Below are 18,878 nucleotides of genomic sequence, written 5' to 3' on the forward strand. Positions count from 1 at the left end.
AGCGCCGAGCCGCCCGCGCGGATATCGCATCACGGAGCTAACAGAGCCAGGCCATCGCGGATTTTAACGAAATGCGCCATTATCCCATTATCTTGTAGGTAGCCGATGCGCGCGGATCGAGGCCAGTTCGCTCTGTTACTAGGTCGATGTACGTAATAGCGGCCTTGTAGAACTTCTTTGCATTGTCGGGATCGGCCATTCGCGCATAATCTAGATGTCGAACCTTGTCGTGCAGTTTTCGTGGAGCCTGTATCGTATTCTCTATTTCAGTAACCTCAATCTCGTAGGGCGAAGCATGCGTGACCAAGTTGCGCCATTCCTGCATCTGTCCAATATGCTGAAATAGCCCCTTGCCCCTATTGATCTCGATGCCCGCGGCAGTCATCAACAGCTCCATCTTATCCCAGAACCGCCGAGCGGTACGGTAACGCTGGAAGTCGAAGCCGCGAAAACGCTCATCCGACTGCATCGAGAATGCCACCGAAGCCGAAAAGCTTTCGATTTCCGCGAATGAAAGGACCATACCTCCGGTGAAGAAGGAGAAGCCCATCGATAAATTGCCGGTTCGCTGCCGCCTGTCCATGACGACGCCCGTCTTGATGAGTTCGGCAGCTGCGTGCAGCGTCAGATCCCAATCATGATTTTGTGCTGAATACTGGTAGGACAAACTGCACCCCTCCATTCCGATCGGTATCGGCATTGGCGATTTTGCTGGATAACATCGCAAGACGTTACCGGCGTACGCCCGCCAAGAGCGAATTCCCCACTATAGAAAGACCCAGGACAGCCTCATGAAGGGTGCTACCGCGTTGCCAGGTGACGCCGAAGCAGGCTTCATTGTTATGCGTCTACGCCGCCCATCGCGCTTAAGTCCATCTCACCACTCTCCAAATCCACCGATAGGACATGGAGCCTGAGACCCGGGCTCATGGCAATCACCCCTTCGATTAACGGAAACTCCCGAGTTCGGGGATAGATCAGGAATAGATCACCGCGTCCTTCAAGATAGGTCTGCCCATAGGCGTTGAGTTGATAAAGGTCCGGCTGACTCAACCCAAAGCGCGCCGTAGCGTCGCGGTTCAGCCGCTTCCACTTCGCGTCCAGGACCCAGGCGCGTCCCTCGGCACGCACAACGAAATCCGGCCTGAGGTCGAACCAATACCGCTCGCCGTATCGGCAGAGCGCATGGGACCTTGGTGCTCGCCGAAGCTTATAGTTGGTAGGCAGGCGCGCCTGGATAGCGCGCGCGACGAAATCCTCGAACAACCGCTCCATAGGAAACAGCATGGACTGTGCCGCTTGGGCACCGCTCACCGCGAATGGAGTCTGCCCAGTCAGGATGAGCTCGCAGAGCCCCCGCAGCGGGGCGTAATGAGCCATAAGCCGATCATCCCGCCACTGGTCGAAATCGGCTTGAATCGATCGGCTCGGCGGGATCTCGGCCAAAAGGATCGCTAACTCCCGGCCGAGCCGCCAACTCGATGACACACGAGTTCCGCGCACGACGAGGTCCACGGCCGCGCGGATTAGACGGTTCTCCGGCCGATCCAGACTGAAAACGTCATGCTTGACATGAAAGTCGAGCCCCGCCGCCGGCCCCGCGCGCAACTGGCAAGCCAGATCGAGCTGCCCGCGCATGTATCGTTCCCGCCCCTCCACCCGCAGGTAGTCGCGCTTCAGACCCCGCCTTACGAGGTCGGCGGTCAATCGCACGAAGGTTAGCGCCATCCATTCCGTGAAGGGGTGGTCGAGCACTTCGAGATCGGCGACTTCCGCGATTTGAGGTGGGATCGCATGCGAGGCCGCGATCATTCGCAAGAGTAGTCGCCGGAGCGCGCGCGCGTCCTTAGCGTCATCGCTTAGCTTGGGAAGGATCTCGATGTCCAGGCCGCTAGGCGTACGGAGAACGCCGACATGATTCTGGACCTTAAGGGTGCGGGGGCCCTCCATTCGAACCAGGCGCGACTGCGACCCATCGGCGGCCGTCAAGCCCGCGAGCCATGCAAAGTCGACCGGCAGGATCGTGGCTCGATCCAGGCTCGACGGCCCCACCGCCGTCGTGAGGGTGGCGAACTCCCGGACGATCAGGAGGGTCAAAGCAGTAGAATGCCTTCGTATGCACCCGGCCGCTCCAGCGCGGACAAGTTCACGGTCCAAGCGCTGCGGTCAGGTACCGCCCACTCGTCGCCGAACAGGCCCACCGCGTCGCGATCCTTCTCCACCACGATCCGGTCCTCGGGTGCCTTCCGAGGGTCGTTGAGCACGAGGGCGATACGGCTCCAGTCGTCGAAGAAGTACTCCTGCAGCAACGGCAAGATCTTCTGGCGGAACACCCTCGCGAGCGGGGCGAGCGACGTCGCGCCGGCCAAACCGTTGAAATAGGCATGGCCCAAACGATGGTCCCGGTCGAGCAAAATTTCGATGCGGGCGTTCAGCCCGGCAAGCAGCTGCGCCAGGTCGACACCGGCAACCTCTACACCGTCCAGGATCGAAGGATCAGGCTCGATCTCCTCGAATTCGAAGCGTCGACGAAGGGCGATGTCCATAGAGGCCAGCGACCGATCTGCGGTGTTCATTGTGCCGATCAGGTATAAGTCGTTCGGCAGGCCGAAGGTCTGTTTCGAATAGGGAAGCGTCACGGTCAACTGCTCCAGCTCGCCCAATCGCTTGTCCGGCTCGATCAGCGTGATGAGCTCGCCAAAGATCCGGGAGACGTTGCCGCGATTGATCTCATCGATGATCAGAACGCGGGGCGTTCTGGTCCTCGACCCGGCAGCTTCGACGGGCGTTGAAGCCAGGAGCTGCTCGACTATCTCTGGAAGTATGTTCCTGTAGCCGTTGACGATGAATTTCTCGAGCCGGACCGTCGGCACCTTATCGAAGAGCGCGCCCGCCCGCACGTCGTCCAGCGTGGCTTTTTGGTCCCGAATGAGCGCAGCGATCTCGTTTAGCATCGCCCAAGGTAGGGGCAGCTCTAAGCCGTTGGGCTTTCGCAGCCACAGTATTTCCGGCGTCGATCGTAGAACCCTGTAGTCGCCGGAGAACACGCGACCGGGCTCGAAACCACCGCCCCTCGCCGAAGGCGCGCAGAGCCGCTTCAGGATCCCATCTTCGACTACGTAACGAAGGCGGCCTTGGTCGTCGACGTCTGCCTTCAGGCCTTCGACGAAATCCTCGTAGCTCAGGCTCTGGTGAAAGGTGACCAGCGCGATCACACCTCGCTTGACCAGTTCGTCGAAGCGTGCCTTCAACGCTGCCCTTTCTCCCGCATTGTCGGCGTGGAACTCGGGATCGACGATGCGCACGGCCCGGTCGACGGTCCGGTATGTCTTGCCGGTGCCGGGCGGACCGTAAAGTATCTGGTTCAACGGCGGCGCGTCATCGTCCGCGCCGGCGACGACCGGCGAGATTTCTTCGGATTCTCGCGCCTCATCCGCTGCCCACTGGGATTTCAACGGTTCCCAGTAGAAGTCGATGGGTTCGCCGGCGGTCGCCTCCTTGTCCTGGCGGATCTGCAGGAGGGCCTCGTCGCGATCCCGCTTGCTCATCGACTGAAAGCGGCGGCCGTCGACGCCACCCAGGCGGCGAAGGACTGCCCGTACAGCACCGACCGAGGCGATCCGTTCGAACGTATCCGGAAACACCAGGTGCGGAAGCATCAGCTTGAGCTGTCGGTTGCCGTCGTCAGGCACGGCGTCAACCCAGTCGTTGAACTTCCACGGATCTTCGAAAATGTGGCTCCGTTCTAGCTCTGGTAGGGTCTTTGCCCGCTCTACGAGGTAGATCAGGAAGCGCAACTCCCGCCAGCGGTGATTGTTAAATCCCGTTCCGCCGGAGCCCAGTCCGCTCAAAACCGTGTCCGTTAGGAGAGGCGCATTCTCATCCAAGGCTGTTCCCGACCAACTCCAAGCCGGCAGGATCAGGTTACGCTTGGCGCGCGGCTTTAGGCTGCTCGGGAACAGGTTCAGCACCCACAACAATTCGGCCATCAGCCTCTTGGCCTCTGGCGATGCCGGTTCCATTTGAGCCCGCAGCTTATCCATAAAGGGGCCGTCCCCCTCGTCCGGCCGCGCGATGAAGTTTTCGATCAGTTCCTGGATATAGACGGTGGTCCAAAGAGCCTCGTCGGAGAACACCGAACCGTCTTTCAGTAGGCATCGGTCGCGCCACTGCCGCGCCGCGTCGAATACCGCTTCGGCGCTCGGATGGTGCGGATTAAAGCGTGACACCTCTTCGTCCCCCAAGATTCTGTGAACCAAACGTCGCGGGCTGCCTTCAACCTGTCAAATGTCGTGGGCGCTGAGCTGCGACTCTTCTTCACCCGATTGACACCTGGGTTTGAAACTGAGCCGCCTTGCTGGTCCCATTCTCGGCGGGCTTCCATAATACGATTCTAGAAGGCCAAGCGGACGATTCTGAAAAATCAAGCTGGCAGCCCCAACTGAGGCCCAACGACCTCAACGGCTTGTCGAAGACAGAGGAGTTATCCCTGTACGGGCGGCTCGGCACCGTCTGGTCAGGTCCCGGCCGGGGCTCAGACCCTACCCAGCCGGCGCCGAGCCGAAATCGTAGAGGTAGGCGGTGACCGGGAACGGCCAGTCTCGTTCCGCCCGCAGGATGGCCTCACGAAGGGTAGTGCCGTACTGCCAGGTCACGGCAAAGTAGGCGCCGCTGTTGGCCGTCTCGTCCCAATCGAAGAAGGGCTCGCCGCGGCTGCGCTGGTCGTCATGAACGGAGGGCTCGAACACAGCATCGACGTGCGGATTGAGCCGGTCGGTGCGGTGGTCGATGATGTTGCCGAGCATGGTGGTTCCTATCGCATCTTGGAAGCGCTGGCGGCGATCTGCACCAGGATGGTGATGCGCTCCTTGTCGCCGATGACTTGGAGCTGGTCGCGAAGTTGCTGCCAGAGGCGAGCGATCAGGTCGCGGTCGGCACCGGCCGGCTCGAAGCCGAAATGCCGAAAGCGGCGATGCTCGTAGAACAGGCAGAGCCAGAGCTCGATGACGGTGCCCCGCCACGAACCTGCCATGGCGGCTTCGTCGGCGCGCTCATTCGCCCAGAAGGCGAACTCGCCGAGACCGAGCGCCGACGACACATCGTAGCCGTGCAGGAGATGGGCAAAGGCGCTGGAAGCTTCCCAGGTGAAAGCCTCCGGCATGGCGGAGAAGTCGCCGGCACGAACCCGGTCGAGCCAAGCGGTCTCGTTGCCTGCGTCGTTGCTCACACGATGATCCTTCCCTGGGCGCGGGCTTCCGCGGCATAGGCGGAGAGCGGCCGATCCGGGCGGAAGTGTTCGTCCCATTCGATCGGCAAGCCGAGGCGTCCGCGGACGCTAGCGAGCTCGGCCAGTGAGACGAAGCCCAGCTCTGGCTCGCCAAGGCCGAGATCGCAGAGGCCGAAGGCGATGCCTGGATCGTCCGGATCGAGCTCTGTCAGGAGCCAGGTCGCGTTAGCGTCGGGCGTGAAGAGCTTCACGACGGGGAGCGGATCGAGCTCTTCGCCTGCGGCGCTGAGCCGGCCGTTGGCGAGCAGGCACTCGCGCTCGGCCTGTGGGATGATGAAGGGCGCGCTCATGCGCGTCCTCCCGGCAGAAGCTTGAGCGGGCCGGCAGTGGTCACGGCGGCGGGTTCGCTGGCCGCCCCGATCGGGCCGTCGCCCGCCCAGAACAGCGTGAGTTCCCCGTCGACGAGTTGGAAGTCGCAATACCGGCGATACAATCTGGCCGCATACTGTTCCTCGCCGGCCATGGCGAGGGCGACGATGGTGTCTTCCAGGGTGATGCCGGCGAAGCCGACCTGATCCTCGCCGGCCGGCTTGAGTTCGGCTTGGTAGCCGGCGACAGCGCTCGCGACCAACGTGTTGAGCTGCGGCGCGACGACGATGAACCTGCCCTCGTCAGTGTCGCCGCGCATCAACATCGCCTGCGCGAGCAGATGCTCTCGGTACAGCTGCTGGTAGGGATTGGCCTTCAGCGCCGGCTTGTGGGGCTCGATGAACAGGCCGGAGACCTCGGCCAGGTCGTCATAACGCTGCCGGATCGCCGGGACCGGCTCCTGGCAGGACTCGGAATACTTCACCTCAATCGCGACGAAGCCTCTGGTTCCGTTCGACTTTTCGTAGCGGAGGAACACGTCGAAGGCGGAATGGTCGCCGGTGAGCGCCGGATTGCCGCGGCCGGGCGAGTGTTCGAACAGCACCGCCCGGACCTGGGCGCCGGCCAAATCGGGAAAGAGTTCGCCGAGGACACGCGAGGCGAAGGCGAGGTCGAGCTTGAGCAGGCCGAAGACGTTGAAGGCCAGCGGCATCGAGCTCAGCAGATTGCCGTAGAGCCGGGCCTCGTCGATCATCGCGGCGGGCTCGCGATATGCCAACTCGCGCCGCACCAGCGCGGTGATAGCCGGGGCCATGAAGTTGGCGCCTGCACGCGCGGCGACGTTGCTGATGCGCGAGCCGAGCTTCTTGCGCTTGCCGTCGATCCGATAGTGGCCGATCGGCAGCTCGCGATCCTCGCGCCACATCGCCTGGAGCAGGCGCGCGGCCGAGCGGAAGCGGTGGTCCATGGGCTCATGGACATGGTGCCTGCGGAGCAGTTCCTTCGGCAGCAGCGGAACGAACGGAAGCGGTTCGAGAACGTCGGGCGCCATGAGGCCTCCTGCCTGTTGCGGTGTGGCAGAGGTTCAAGGACGCCGTTTGGAAATTGACACTGACGCCGGAAAGGCGCTCCTCTTGCGTGAAGCAGCCCGCCTGCCGGACGGTCTCCCGGCAGGCGGATGGAAAAGCTGATGCTTTGGATCAAACTCATAAATTTGTCTTTATTTTCAAAAAGATAGATCGATTATTGCTCATTTTGGAGAGCGGCATAAGCCTCATATTTAGTTCGAAATAGTTCACCTATCGGTTCGTCTCACTCATTGTTCGAAATATCGTCGTCGTCACCCCCGAGGGTCGAGAGCGCGGCGCGCAACTGCAGCCCCTCATGGGCGCCTGCCAGCATCAGCATGTTCCGGGTGGCCTTGAGCTTCACCTTCTCTGGGAACTTCATGGCGGCCAGTACCCTCTCGATGGCTTGATGGTCGACGCGTCCTGCTAAAGGCTGAACGCACTCCGGCCGAGCACCAGCTCGCTCTCCATCCTGCCCGGACAACCCGTCGGCCTCGTCCACCAAGAGGATGGGCGCGCCGTGGCTGAATCGACCGCGTGCGTTCTGTGCCCTCCACAGAATGCGCTCGTCTTGACGCTCGAAATCGAGCTCGACCTTGACCCCCCTACCTCCGAGAGGCCCCGCGATCCCCAAGCCAAGCAGCAACGGATCGTGCTTCAGCTCGATCGCGTCGTCGAACGGTGATGTAAGGGAGGCAGGAATCGTAGGTTGGCTGACCTTCGGGATCATTACTGCGAGTTCGAGATTGCCGCTCGTGATGAACCGGAACTCGCCGGCCTCCCAGAGCTGCGTGTCCTGCGGATTCATACGCTTGAGGATCCGGCAGGCATGCGGGACATCATTCGCCGCCAGCGAGAGATCAACCCCGACCAGAGCCTCGCCGGACGCGCAAGCGATCGCATTGAGCGAGCAACCCCGCGCGACACCGTCCTTGATCTCAACGCTGGAGAATTGTCCGGCGCCGCCCTTGTTCGCCCCCAAGGCGGCAAAGGTCAAAGCCTCGCGAAGCACTTTTGGATCGACCTTGGCGACAAGACGGCGGTCGGCAATGCGCCACGGCTTGATGTCGCCGGGATCGGGCTCACTCAACGTAAGGCTGATGTTGGCATGGCCGGGGAGCACGCGGACGCCCCAGCTCTGGGTATGCGTCTCGATGCGCTGGGCGATGACGGTCGTGTTCTCCACCAAGCTGTCGACGAGAGCTAGCGGATACTCAAAAGAGATCTCGCTCGTGGGAATGATGGCTGCCGCGTCGACCAACGGAACGCGGGCACGCGCGAACACCGAGCGCCGACGCATCGAGACCGAAAAGCCATCTTGCGAGATGGCGAAGATCGCGCGCTGATCCGAATCCAGGTCGACCTCTCCACAAAGCCGGGCCTCGCTCAGCACATTGCGGAGCAGGCTGCCGGGCATCTTGAAGATGGCAAGATCGCCGCTGCCGGTCATCTCGGTCGAAGGCTCGCCATTTGCGAGCCAGAATTCCGGCTTCACATGCTCGTCCGCGTCAAAATCGCTCCTGTATCTCGGCCTCAAGATTGACCTCCTCTATGTAATGGTGGGGTTTATCAGCGCTTCAGTGGAGCGCCTGGAGACGGGCCCGGATCAACGCTTCGGCCTCGCGCAGCTCGACTTCGTTCAGCGTGTCGATGATCCGGGTGATGAGAGAAGACGTCTCTGTCGCGGTTGCTAAACGACGGCGATAGGTCGCTCCGAACGAGAACAGCGGGTCCTTGGCCACACGAACGCCGGTCTGATCGACATCGAAGCCCTCTTCCGAGAGGATCGCCGCGCAAGCGAGACCGCAGAATTGGCGCATCATCGGCGCTGTCATGGCCGATTTGCCAAACAGGTCGATCAGGGCGCTGCTGACGGCGGCGGCAGGGACACGGCCGTCTTCGGCCGCGTCGATGAGCAGGGGCCGGCCACGCTCGCGCAGGAATTGATAAACCTCAGCCCGATTGGCATTGGAGCGCGCCATGCGCTCGGCCCGCTGCTGCAATTTCTGCATCGTAATTGCCTTAATTGATTGTAGCCATACATATCAATCAATCGCCTGCTTGCAAGGGAAGCTTGAATTGACACTGTCCGAGAAGTACAGGCCGACGACATTCGAAGCCGTTCTCGGCCAGGCCAAGACCGTGAGCTGGTGCTTGGCTCAACTCGGCAAGCCAGCCGCCGGTAGCGTCGTGATGCATGGGCCGAAGGGAACCGGAAAAACGACCCTCGCACGGCTCTACGCGGCTGCGCTGCTCTGCGAGAATCGGCCTGCGTCACGCTCACCGTGTTGGCGGTGTAGTGCCTGCCAGGATTTCGCAGCCGGCAATCCGCTGAACTGCGTTTCGCTGAACTCCCCAACGTTGGACGTCGCAGCGGTTGCCAGCTTTGTCGAGTTGTCGCGATCAAACCCAATGGGGGCTGATCACCGTGTCTTCCTGTTTGACGAAGCGCACGGATTGCCCAGAAAAGGATTTGAGAGCCTTCTGACGGTTCTGGAACGGCCGCGGCGGAACGTCTTCATCTTCCTGACGACCGAGATCGCCAAGATTCCGCTGACGATCCGGGATCGCTGCTCCGACCATCAACTCGACCTGATCAATCCGGCGACGGCAGTCGGACATCTCGCCGACATCTGCACCCAAGAACATATGCAGGCCGAACCCGAAGCACTTGATCTGATCGCCGAGCTTGCCGGCGGCCATGTGAGAGAGTTGGTGAAGCTCCTCGAAGACGCCACCGAGAACAGTGCGGTGACGGCCGATGGCGTTCGCCGTCGCTTCGGTCTGGATTTCTGCGATCGGCTCACGGCCTTCCTGCAAGCCGAGCTCGACAACGGGGCCGGCGACGCGATCGCCGTGCTGGACGCCTGGCAGGATACAGCCGCCCAGAAGCGAGAGTTCATCCATGCCGGCATCGTCGACCTCTATCGTCGCGATGTGCTCAAGCTTCGCTCATGAGCGCGATCTTCCGTGGGATGAAGGCGGAGGAGCGGGCCGCCATCGTCAAGGGCATGAGGGCGCGCGCATGCGCTGCCGGGCTCTCCGAAAACCAGCTCTGGCAGGCCGCCATCGATTTCTGGGCTCCGACTGCGATCGTGACGCCGGCATCGCTCGTCGCCGACACGATCAAGTTTGCTGACCTCCTGAACAACGCGCCGAACGTCTCTGCTCCAGCGATCAAGGCGCCAGCAAGCCAGCCTCAGAAACGCCGAGCGCGTCTTCGCAAGCTACGGACGACGAAGAGGGGTGGGAACAGCTCGGACTATTGGTCGCGGGAGACGGCGGCGGCACTGTTCGACGCCGCTAGCGCCCTTCCGCAACTCTTTGGCGTCCACTTCAACGTGCTCATCGTCCTGCGCCACGATCTGCTAGGTCGCGACGAAGCGCACGGGGCCGTTGAGGCGTCAGATCTCATCCATGAAGCGGCTCAACAGTTTCGGCGTCTTGCCGGTGTGCAAGCGCGGCTGCATTCCATCTATCGGCACCGCAAGACCGACCGCGATGGATTCACGACGGCGATCATCTGCCACATTCCGCCACTGTGGGCGGATGCCATGCGAGACTGGATCGACGGGTTCATCGAACGGCGCTTCGGCACGCGGCGCGACCGCCGTGCCGTTCATATCCGCATGACAGAACATCCCGACACGAAAGGCCAGGCCAGCCGGCATTGGCGCCTCGTCCGCGGCCTTGCCGGTGCTCTCGATCCGACTCTTGAAATCGTCCATGAAGGCAGGAGGCGGCGGCTTGTCGATCTGCTTGGTGTTCCGCCCGCTCTGCGTCGCCCGGGCCAGGCGCTGTCGCTCGCGCAGCGCTACCGGATCTCCGAGACGATTGGCGCCAGTGCCCAGGCTCGTGCGCGCCTCGAGCGCCTAGCGTGCCTCTCGGCCTTCCGGGATCAGGCCTGGTCGACGCTGACGACGGGATGGGAACTCGCCGAATATGATGAACGTCGCCGCGAGCTTGATGAACGTGACCAGAAGCGCGCCGTGATCATGGCGCATTGGCCGGAAGGTCGCGACCCTCTTCACGATGAAATTCGGGAGGCAGAACTCGAACGCCTTCAGTCCTCCTGGCCGGAGGATCCGCGCCAGCGGCCACGGTCATGGCGGGGGTGGTGGCTGCCTCAGGAGCGACCGATCTGATCCGAGCCGTTGATGAACCGCGGCAGGGGTGACGTGGTTCGGGACTATTTAGTAAGTCACCGCTTCCATTGGCTTTCAGATTATATTGGCCTGCCTGCTCCAGGGAGAGGATTGGATATTCCTCTTGCCCCCCAACCTTGGTGATTGCTTGAGGTGGGCTGCCCTTGCCGAAGGCAAGGCTTCGCCTGGCGGCGGCGAAGCCTCGACTGACCGATCCCGGTTCCGAACCTCGGAGCCATGCCGTCGGCAAGCCGCTGGATGGTCACGTAACCCTGCTACGGGTAGGCCGGGGTCAGGCGGTCGGCCTTTACACGCGTCTTCTAATCTGGCGCGGACGGATCGGGCCGCACCATCCATTGACGGCTCGATCGTCTGGGAGTCGGGGCAACCCGGATGCTCCCTCCTACGACTTGATCGCCCAAGTCGCTTTTTTTACCGATGCCCTTCGGCGGATGTCCGGCTGTTCCCTGTTTCCGCCTGGCTAGCGTCACGGACCGGAGCCCATAGGGGGCTGGCGATGTCGTCCAGACGTGGGAATGACATCCTCGCCAGATTCCCATCTGATGGAAGTGGCCCCATGCGGACTCACGCTCGGCCAAGTGTCGTCGTCCGTAGTTCCCGGTTCGGCCTTGTCACTTTGGTCGTCTCTAGGGCAGATCGAACAACGCGGAGGTCGAAGCGCGCGATGAGCATCCCCAAGAGGCACCACTACGTGCCCCGCTTCATTCTTGCGAATTTCGTCGATCGCGCCGGCAAGTTGTGGGTGCGGCGCGTCGATGGCGGCTCGGTTTGGTCGGCGAACCCCGAAGACGTCTATGTGGAACGCCATCGCTACAGCTCGGTCGATCCGGCAGGTAACCGCGATCCCGAGCTCGAAAGGGTGTATTCTGTGCTCGAGGGCCAAACAAAGCCCATCGTCGATAAGCTTCTACTGGCTGGTCGGTCGGGGCAGCCGCCTTTGGTTACAACCGCTGAGAAGACCGTCTGGGACGCGTTTCTATTTCATCAAATGAGGCGCGTGCCCGCTGCAATTGGTGCGCTGGAGAGAAAGAAGGGTTGGAACGAAAGGCTGGAAACAGCGATTGAGACTCTCAGAGAGCGCGGCTCGGCAATAGATGAGGACACCTTGGCGGAACTTCGCTCGCCGGACGGCTTGGCGAGACTTAAACAGAACGCGACCGTCAAAGCGCTATCGACCGATTCTCCATTGGTTCGCATTCTGCTCGGAGCGGCGAACGTCGAAGTTGCGGTCGCTCCAACTGGCGCCTTGTTTGTCATCAGCAGCCACCCGATTTCGGGCGTTCGGGCGGGGCTCCAATTGGCAGAGAGTAGCAAATCCGAGATGTGGCTACCCATCGCTTCCGACGTGGCGGTGAGATTGGCTTTCGGCGGGAAAAATCAAACTGTGTCGCTCACGGCTGATCAGGTAGCCTCGATCAATCGAGAAAGCGGCGCCCAAGGCGACTTTATTGCCGGCGCTTCCAAGGATCTCGTGGAAACGGCCTTCTGATCATCTCTCGGACTGACCTATGATCGAGTGATGCCGACTGCAAGTCGGACCGAAGCTCGTCGACGATGTGATCGGCCGGCTCGAGCCGGTCGCAAACATCCTGCGCCGGAAACGACAAGGCTCACGCCTGAGGCGGCTCGGCTTCAACAGCCGTCTTCTTGGTCTGATTAACGACGATCTGATCAGGCGGACTGATGCTCGAAGACGGCTAATGAGTGAAGGCCCTCCGCCATGAACGCGTCTAGCATCGATCGACAAAGTCGGCGATGTCGACGCCTTTTTTGATTGCCCGATCTCATAAAGCTCCCACTCAATTGGTGAGCGCTTGTACTTGCCCACCGTCGGCTTGGCAATGCATCGTGCGCTGCATCCAATTGGCGCTCGAAGCCCTTGAATTCCGAGGGCATGGCCGCCAGCTCGCCGAATTCGGTTCCATTGTCGATCACTCGAATCGCAGCCGATCGCGGGCAGCAGACGCGTCCGCTTCTGAAGCTTGGGCGTCCCATCCTTTTGCGATTTCCTCGAGCGTTGCCTTGGTACGCAATGCAGCTCCGGGCAGTTTGGACGCCCAGTCACGATATTGCTTGGCGAGATCGCGTTCCTGCTCGCCCCCCTCCAAAACCGCCTTGGTATAGACGCCGCGCATGTTGAAGCGTTCGGTCCTCAGGCCGCTTTGTAGTTCCGGTGATTTCAGACGCTCGATGACGTTGACCACCGGCCGCTGGGGCCAACAGCCGTCTCGATCGCTCGAGTGCGCAAGTGCCCGCCCGATGTAGCTGTAGACAACGCGCATGCGTTTCTCTCGCTCAGCCGCCGCTATCATACCGTCGACCCAAAGGTGGAGCGCCTCGGCGTCGACGACACCATTGCTCTCACCGGGAGCACGGTTAAAGCGAATGAGAATGCGGAAAGCCGAGGTGGCAAGTTTGCTGTCGGTCTCGCTGATCGTGACCGTGTCGGGCGCGACGTCGTCCGCAACAAACACCTTAGTCAGCAGTGCCATGAAGAAATCGGGATCGCTCGCCATCAGCTCGAAGAGGCTTAGGTCCTGCTCGCTCATCTCGAGCATAGGGAAGTAGGCAAATTCCCAATTCGCGAGATCCGCCTTCGGGATGTCGGTCCGCGCCCTGAGCTTCTTGAACAGCTCCTCGATGTAATAGTCGTCAAGGGCGCCGACGCTCTCACGCCTGTTGATCTCCTCAACCCGCATGCCGAGAATCGTGGCAATCAAGGACCAATCGAGTTCACCCTCGCGGCCGTGAATCACCGCAAGCGCCGTCCCAGCGCGACCAGCTGTCAAAAAGTGACCGACGAGTACACGCAGCTCCTCACTGGAGCCGTCGAACCTTCTTGGCTCTCTGTGCCGCCAGAACTCAGCTCGGGCCTCTTCGCTAAGAGTTTCGACGAGCGCCCAAGTCTCCGGCAACTCAGGCCAGCCCAGCAGGAGTGTCGCAACGCGCTTGTCGTCCCAATTGCGGCCGAGGGCTTCAGTCAGGAACCAGGCATTGAAGTCGACCTCGCTCTTCCACCGCAATGCCCCTGCGAGGGCGATCGCGAAAGCTCGGTCGGCCCCGCTAACTTCGGCCCTGTCGAGAGCCTCGAACAGCGTCGCGGTGTCGTCGACAGTTTGAGCCGCCGTTTCAGCGACCAACTGCGGCGTCCGCACGAGCCGGCTGAGAGCCAGAAGTGCATCGGCGCCGCCGTCTGCTACGACCACCGCCACCGCGGCCCTCCGTCTCTCAGCGATAAGATGTTCGGCCTCCCTATAGTTATCGGCGAGCCCGGGCGACCACTCATCAAATAGCGCACGCGCACGATCTATCGGATCGCTGGTTTCGAGTTCGGACACAACTCGGGTGAGCCGCTGGAGGTCGCCGTCGGGTAGGGCCCACGGCGCGTTACGGAACCGGGTGTGCCGATCGGCAATCGAGCGTGCCTTGCGGCGCAGCGCGACGCGCGGCTCGCCGTTGAGGTTCTTGGCGAGGTCATCGAGCGCGTCGAGGAGTTGCACGCGCCGGTCCGGAGAGAAGTTGGCGAACGAATCCAGTACCATGAGCCAGCGATCGACATCTGTTCGTAGCATCGACAAAACGCGGTCGGTCACCTCGTCGTAGGTCATCGACACAAGTCCGCGCGTGAGCTTCTCACGGTCCGATGCCCCAGCGTCCCGGAAGCGCGGCTGCTGAGTGGGACTCTTCGAATCGTGCGTCTTCGGGAGCAACGCGGCGAGCAGATTCCATCCCGCACGTGGACAAGCGTCGACGAGCGCGTCGAGGACCGCTAAGCGCGTCGTCAGCGGCGCATTTGTAGCGGGATTCCAGGCGACGAAGATGTCTCGCAAACTTGCTCCCGGACGGTTGCCGATGCGACCGCCGGGGTCGATCTCGGCTAGCCGTGCGAGCAGGAGAGCAACTCGCGGTAGCAGGCTCGCGTCCCAAGCTGCGACCTCCAGCGCGGCCATTATGCTTGGGAGGTTACTGCGCGGAAATCCGTACCGGCTCACCTCGACGAAGAGGGCCTTGGCTTGATCCGCTTCGCCCTCAAGCATTAGCTCGAGGGCTGAGAGCAAAGGGTCGGGGGCGGCCTCCATCAAGATCGGCAGTTCATCCTCGATCGCGAGGATGACGCGGGGATCGCTGCTCAGCCCCGGCAGGTTCGCAATCGTTGTCTCGACGAAGCGCTGAGGATCCCGGCCGACCTCGAGCGCTAGCTCGGCGTGCAGGGCTGCTATCACCAGCAAGGTTGTGGCGATGCCCTCGCGAAGGAACGGGCTGTATAGCTGCTTTGCTGCGCCGAAGCTTTCGTCATCCTCTTCGGGGGGAAGAGCTGAAAAGATCTTGATGCATGCGGCGCCGAGTTGATCGAGGTGCTGACCGGTGAGCAAATAGGATAGGTGTGTGAACGCGTCGACCGGTGCACGAAGCTTCCAGACACCTCCTTCCAGATCGAGGGGTGAATCATGCGCCCGCAGAAAGCCGCGTAGCTCTGCCTCGTATGCGAAGTAGTCGCCAGAGCCAGCTAGCTCGCTGAGAATGGCCTTGTCTCCGTCGTGGCGCGGATCCCAGCCGCCCGCGAGCAGCGCCGGAAGCAATTTCCGGCCAGCACTCGCCCATGCCGGCGGTTCGTAGCCCGCAGCCGGGGCATGGCGAGCCAGGATCGTAAGGCTCCGGCCACATTTTGCGGCGAGCTGGCGGGCCTCTTTCTCGTCAAGCCCCGTTGTCTTAAGAGCCTCCGCCATCTCCCGCGTCGAGGGGCGGGAAAGGCGGGCTATGCTCCGTCCCGGGCGGTTAAAACCGAGGCTTGCGACCGTGGGGCCGATAGTTGCGAGGTGCCCGGCGACTTGGGTTACCGTCGGGGCGAGCACAAAGCCAAACCTATCTGGAACGGCGAGTTGACGACCGGCGTCTTCGGTCTCGACGACAAGCGTTCGCGCTTCGAGAAAGGCGCGATCTTGTGGGGCCGCCTTGCGAATCGCGGCTACAGTAAACGCGGTCACCTCGTCAGGTCCGTCAGCGAGATAGAGAAGGGAACCTGGCCTGCCCATAAGGTGGGTCACGACTTGGCTCGCTTGGGTGTTGCGTGCGCAAAGGACGACGTCCTCAGTAATCTGGGGCTGGTAGCGACGAGCATACTCGTCCCAGAACTCGTCTGTGCTACGAGCTCCCGTCTTGGGAACGCGGCCGAGGACCTCTCTGGCATGGCGTGCTCCGACGGCACAGCACCTCTCTAGCCAGCGCTCGAGCATGGCACCATCAATGTACTGGACCGACCGAAAATCACCTTTCTTTTGGTACTCGGCTAGGAAGTCAGGCAACTTGTTCTGCGGGTTGTCCCACGTGCGCGGGGATGCGAAGACGAAGGTCAGGTCTGCGCGATCCGCGGCTGAGAGCTCCCGGATGCGCTTCTCGTAATCCTTCTTGAACTTCGCCGCCGGTCCGTCGCTCACGCCAAATTCCCAGATCGACCTTCCCGCAGGCACATGGGGTGGTGCGCCGGCGGCCTCGAGCCAACCATCGAAGCCACGCACCTGCCCTTTGTCACCGCTGGGGAAACGTATGTCGCTGATGTCCCTGGCGGAGGCGCTGATCAGGTCCGCGATCATCGCCGGAAACGTCACGCGTGCGGGAATGCGATCGGCCCATTGCTCAAGGTCTTGGGCGGTAATCCACTTCACTTCGTCACGCCCCCGATAGAATCTGCCGACGACTCGGTGTGGCAACTTTAGGACACGTACTCAACCCCAGAGCCTTACTGTGTAGGTCGTACGGGCTGCACGACATCAAGGTCACTGCGAGCTGCGTCAGCGGGAGCCGATCTGGGGACGGCCGCGCGGCCGGATACGCCTGGACGTCTGGCTATAAAGCGCCGGTCCGGCTCGACCGGACAAAGGGAGAAGTTCTTGTCCCGGCTACTCCCTGTCCGACCTATGTCGGTTATGGGGAGTGCTGAACCGCGATTGCTTGTTCGAGCTGAAGGCAAGGTGCAATAGCAGCTGTGCTTGGTAGGTGGTGTTACCGGTGGCAGGGGCTATCGGCGGCAGCTGTCTTGTCGGAGAGTGTGGTTGGGCAGTGCTGGGCACTGCCGGAGGCAGGCACGGCAGGTCTATGCAGGTGCAGGGGGTATAGGGCATATCGAGCCGAATGCAGGCATTTCACAGCATCCGGCACGGTGATCACGCGCCAGTCCTGGAGCGTTTGCGCAGGCCCCCGTTCAGTCCCGATAGAGGCTCGAAAAATCCACGCCCACGTCGATCGCTTCAATGGCGGTCTTGAGCTGGGCTATGTTCGTGCTCTTCGTGTAGCGCGCCGTTTCGCCAGGCGTGGTGTGGCCGGTGAGGCGGTCGACGATAGAATCGGAAACACCGCCCTGATGGAGGAAGGTCGTGGCGCTGTGGCGGAAGGCGTGAAAGTCCTTCCCTTTTTCGTAGAGCTCGACGTCGCTGCGATAGCGCGTGAACCACTTCGAGAACCCGTGGCCGAGGCGACCATCCGCCCCGCCGCCATGTAGGCCTGGGAAGATGCGAGCATTGCCGGCATTCCGCTGTTCATCGACGTAGCGCAGGAAGCCGAGACGGATCAGCTCGTCATGGATTGGCACCAACCGGACGGCTGAGCGGTTTTTCAGCTTTCGGGGCTCCCGGGCGTTGATGTCGAACACCCAGACACCTTCCTCCTCGCGGATGTCCTCGGCATGGAGTTGGCAGATCTCTTCCTGGCGCGCACCGGAGAAAATGGCGATGAGCGGCAGCCAGAACTTTTCGTCTCGGATGATCTGGGTACCGGGCGTGCTGCGCCGGCCTTCCGACTTACAGCCTGCCCAGAGCGGCGTTTTGAACAGCCGCGCTAGATCGGCGCGCGTCCACATCGGCCGCTGGTCCTGCGCGCGCTGCTGCAGCGGGAACTTGAAGCCAGAGAAGATCTTGTCGGCGGCATCGCCGAGCGGAATCGACTCGTCCCAAAGCGCCGACAATGCAGAGAGGTGGCGCTTGACGGTCTTGATCGAGAGGCGCGCGCCCTTGCTGCCGCTCTCGGTGTCCAAGGCCAGGATCTCGTCAGGCGTCTTGCCCGCGTATCGCGAGGCCTTGCCGTAGTCAGCCGGTAGCCGCTCGAGTACGTCCTTGAAGGCTGCGGCGTCTCTGCGGGTGTAGGAGCGCAATGGCTTATTGCCGCAAATGGCCTCGAAGAGCTCGTAGCTTTTCTCGTTCTGCGCGGCCGTCTGCTTTTCCCAGCGCCGCAGTTGCTTCTGCTTGGCAACGAAACGCTCCGCTGTCTCGGCGAACAGCGCCCCGCCTTTCGCCTGCGCCGCGTCTTTCGGTGGCTCGGGAGGCGCGGTTGGGCACTGTTGCGGAGGTGCTTGAGGCTGGGCGGCGGCAGGCTGCGCGAACAGGGTCTCGACCTTGCGAGCAAGGAGCTTGTCGCGCGGCTCGAAGGTGAAGTCGCCCTCGTAGCGCGCGCGGACGGCCTCGGCGAGCTCGATGCCGCCACGCATCAGGGCCTGCGAGAGCTGGTTCCGCCCCGTCTCGTCGAGCTGGCCGGCGAGCTTATGTTTGCGCAGGATGGCCTCGCTGATGAAGGCGACGCTTCCAAACTTATTGGCCCCGAGATCGGCCCGCGCTTGTTGGGCAACGCCCCGGAAGTGCTCGGCGCGCTTGACCCTGACCTCTTCCGGGATGCGCCCGAGCCGGAGCCGCAGCTTGTTCTCCTGGTTGAGGACGTAGCCGTAGAAGTCCTGCACGATGGCCGCGAGCTGGTCGTCCGAGAGCATGGGATCGCGGCGGCTTTCATCGAAGAGCGATTCTGCCGCCAGATATAACTCCCGCGCCCTGATCCCGGCGAGGTGCAATTAGGAGGTTCTCAGCGAGCAGGTGATCTCTCGGCGCCGGAAACGCGAGCGCAGCTCAAGCGGGATCACACGGCGGAAATGGAAGATCCGATTGCGCTGGACGACATTGCGGAGATGACGCGCCAAAGCGGTGCCCTTTGTAGCAACCGAGTGGGCAAATCGCTTTGCCGGCCCGGAGAGGGCAGAAGAACCGCTTTAAAATCAGCTACTTCGGGAAA

The 18,878-nt window shown here is 61.9% G+C and carries 15 protein-coding genes; 3 read left to right on the forward strand and 12 right to left on the reverse strand.

From position 1 onward, the window contains the following. Positions 1-79: 79 nt before the first annotated feature. The 9 genes from AC3WMA_RS14940 to AC3WMA_RS14980 form a co-directional block, all read right to left on the reverse strand. Positions 80-667 (reverse strand): hypothetical protein, encoded by a 588-nt coding sequence (locus tag AC3WMA_RS14940; RefSeq protein ID WP_492286167.1) that lies wholly within the window; start codon positions 665-667, stop codon positions 80-82. Positions 668-840: 173 nt separating this feature from the next. Next, positions 841-2,097: an McrC family protein gene (locus tag AC3WMA_RS14945; protein ID WP_492286168.1), complete on the reverse strand. Its 1,257-nt coding sequence runs from the start codon at positions 2,095-2,097 to the stop codon at positions 841-843. Next, positions 2,094-4,229, reverse strand: coding sequence for an McrB family protein (locus tag AC3WMA_RS14950; RefSeq protein ID WP_492286169.1), 2,136 nt, complete (start codon positions 4,227-4,229; stop codon positions 2,094-2,096). Before AC3WMA_RS14950 ends, AC3WMA_RS14945 begins: the two co-directional genes overlap by 4 nt. 312 nt (positions 4,230-4,541) lie before the next feature. Then, positions 4,542-4,805 (reverse strand): hypothetical protein, encoded by a 264-nt coding sequence (locus tag AC3WMA_RS14955; RefSeq protein ID WP_492286170.1) that lies wholly within the window; start codon positions 4,803-4,805, stop codon positions 4,542-4,544. A gap of 8 nt (positions 4,806-4,813) precedes the next feature. Then, entirely contained in the window at positions 4,814-5,227 is a 414-nt protein-coding gene (locus AC3WMA_RS14960) for a hypothetical protein (RefSeq protein WP_492286171.1), read from the reverse strand. Next, a complete protein-coding gene (locus AC3WMA_RS14965) occupies positions 5,224-5,577 on the reverse strand; it encodes a DUF2958 domain-containing protein (RefSeq protein WP_492286172.1) in 354 nt (117 codons plus the stop codon). Before AC3WMA_RS14965 ends, AC3WMA_RS14960 begins: the two co-directional genes overlap by 4 nt. Continuing rightward, on the reverse strand, positions 5,574-6,647 hold the full coding sequence (locus AC3WMA_RS14970; RefSeq protein WP_492286173.1) for a PGN_0703 family putative restriction endonuclease: 1,074 nt from the start codon (positions 6,645-6,647) through the stop codon (positions 5,574-5,576). The genes AC3WMA_RS14965 and AC3WMA_RS14970 overlap by 4 nt, the downstream gene beginning before the upstream one ends. 260 nt (positions 6,648-6,907) lie before the next feature. Continuing rightward, on the reverse strand, positions 6,908-8,158 hold the full coding sequence (locus tag AC3WMA_RS14975; protein WP_492286174.1) for a hypothetical protein: 1,251 nt from the start codon (positions 8,156-8,158) through the stop codon (positions 6,908-6,910). A gap of 82 nt (positions 8,159-8,240) precedes the next feature. Then, positions 8,241-8,645 carry a hypothetical protein gene (locus tag AC3WMA_RS14980; protein WP_492286175.1) on the reverse strand — a complete coding sequence of 135 codons (405 nt, stop codon included), beginning with the start codon at positions 8,643-8,645 and terminating at the stop codon, positions 8,241-8,243. Here AC3WMA_RS14980 and AC3WMA_RS14985 point away from each other — a divergent pair. From AC3WMA_RS14985 to AC3WMA_RS14995, 3 genes are all read left to right on the forward strand, one after another. Further along, complete coding sequence (locus AC3WMA_RS14985; RefSeq protein ID WP_492286176.1) at positions 8,644-9,621, forward strand: DNA polymerase III delta subunit-related protein; 978 nt, start codon at positions 8,644-8,646, stop codon at positions 9,619-9,621. The two genes, AC3WMA_RS14980 and AC3WMA_RS14985, sit on opposite strands and share 2 nt — an antisense overlap. Beyond that, positions 9,618-10,808, forward strand: coding sequence for a hypothetical protein (locus AC3WMA_RS14990; protein WP_492286177.1), 1,191 nt, complete (start codon positions 9,618-9,620; stop codon positions 10,806-10,808). The genes AC3WMA_RS14985 and AC3WMA_RS14990 overlap by 4 nt, the downstream gene beginning before the upstream one ends. Before the next feature lie 685 nt (positions 10,809-11,493). After that, positions 11,494-12,318, forward strand: a complete 825-nt coding sequence (locus AC3WMA_RS14995) for a DUF4238 domain-containing protein (RefSeq protein ID WP_492286178.1) — start codon at positions 11,494-11,496, stop codon at positions 12,316-12,318. Between the two features lie 442 nt (positions 12,319-12,760). Here the strand turns inward: AC3WMA_RS14995 and AC3WMA_RS15000 are convergent, their stop codons facing one another. From AC3WMA_RS15000 to AC3WMA_RS15010, 3 genes are all read right to left on the reverse strand, one after another. Continuing rightward, on the reverse strand, positions 12,761-16,492 hold the full coding sequence (locus AC3WMA_RS15000) for a hypothetical protein (protein ID WP_492286179.1): 3,732 nt from the start codon (positions 16,490-16,492) through the stop codon (positions 12,761-12,763). Between the two features lie 536 nt (positions 16,493-17,028). Further along, entirely contained in the window at positions 17,029-18,660 is a 1,632-nt protein-coding gene (locus tag AC3WMA_RS15005; RefSeq protein WP_492286180.1) for a site-specific integrase, read from the reverse strand. Next, the gene (locus AC3WMA_RS15010; RefSeq protein WP_492286181.1) at positions 18,661-18,786 is read right to left on the reverse strand and encodes a DUF6538 domain-containing protein; all 126 of its coding nucleotides are present in this window, start codon (positions 18,784-18,786) and stop codon (positions 18,661-18,663) included. Between the last annotated feature and the right edge of the window lie 92 nt (positions 18,787-18,878).

It is taken from the genome of Allobosea sp. FW305-C-101 (genome assembly GCF_058783685.1).

Bases quoted from the DNA above. Each gene is read 5' to 3' on its own strand.
- AC3WMA_RS14990 (WP_492286177.1), top strand. From the start codon at position 9,618: ATGAGCGCGATCTTCCGTGGGATGAAGGCGGAGGAGCGGGCCGCCATC.
- AC3WMA_RS14980 (WP_492286175.1), bottom strand. From the start codon at position 8,645: ATGGCGCGCTCCAATGCCAATCGGGCTGAGGTTTATCAATTCCTGCGC.
- AC3WMA_RS14985 (WP_492286176.1), top strand. From the start codon at position 8,644: ATGCGCTCGGCCCGCTGCTGCAATTTCTGCATCGTAATTGCCTTAATT.
- AC3WMA_RS14965 (WP_492286172.1), bottom strand. From the start codon at position 5,577: ATGAGCGCGCCCTTCATCATCCCACAGGCCGAGCGCGAGTGCCTGCTC.
- AC3WMA_RS14995 (WP_492286178.1), top strand. From the start codon at position 11,494: ATGAGCATCCCCAAGAGGCACCACTACGTGCCCCGCTTCATTCTTGCG.
- AC3WMA_RS14955 (WP_492286170.1), bottom strand. From the start codon at position 4,805: ATGCTCGGCAACATCATCGACCACCGCACCGACCGGCTCAATCCGCAC.
- AC3WMA_RS14970 (WP_492286173.1), bottom strand. From the start codon at position 6,647: ATGGCGCCCGACGTTCTCGAACCGCTTCCGTTCGTTCCGCTGCTGCCG.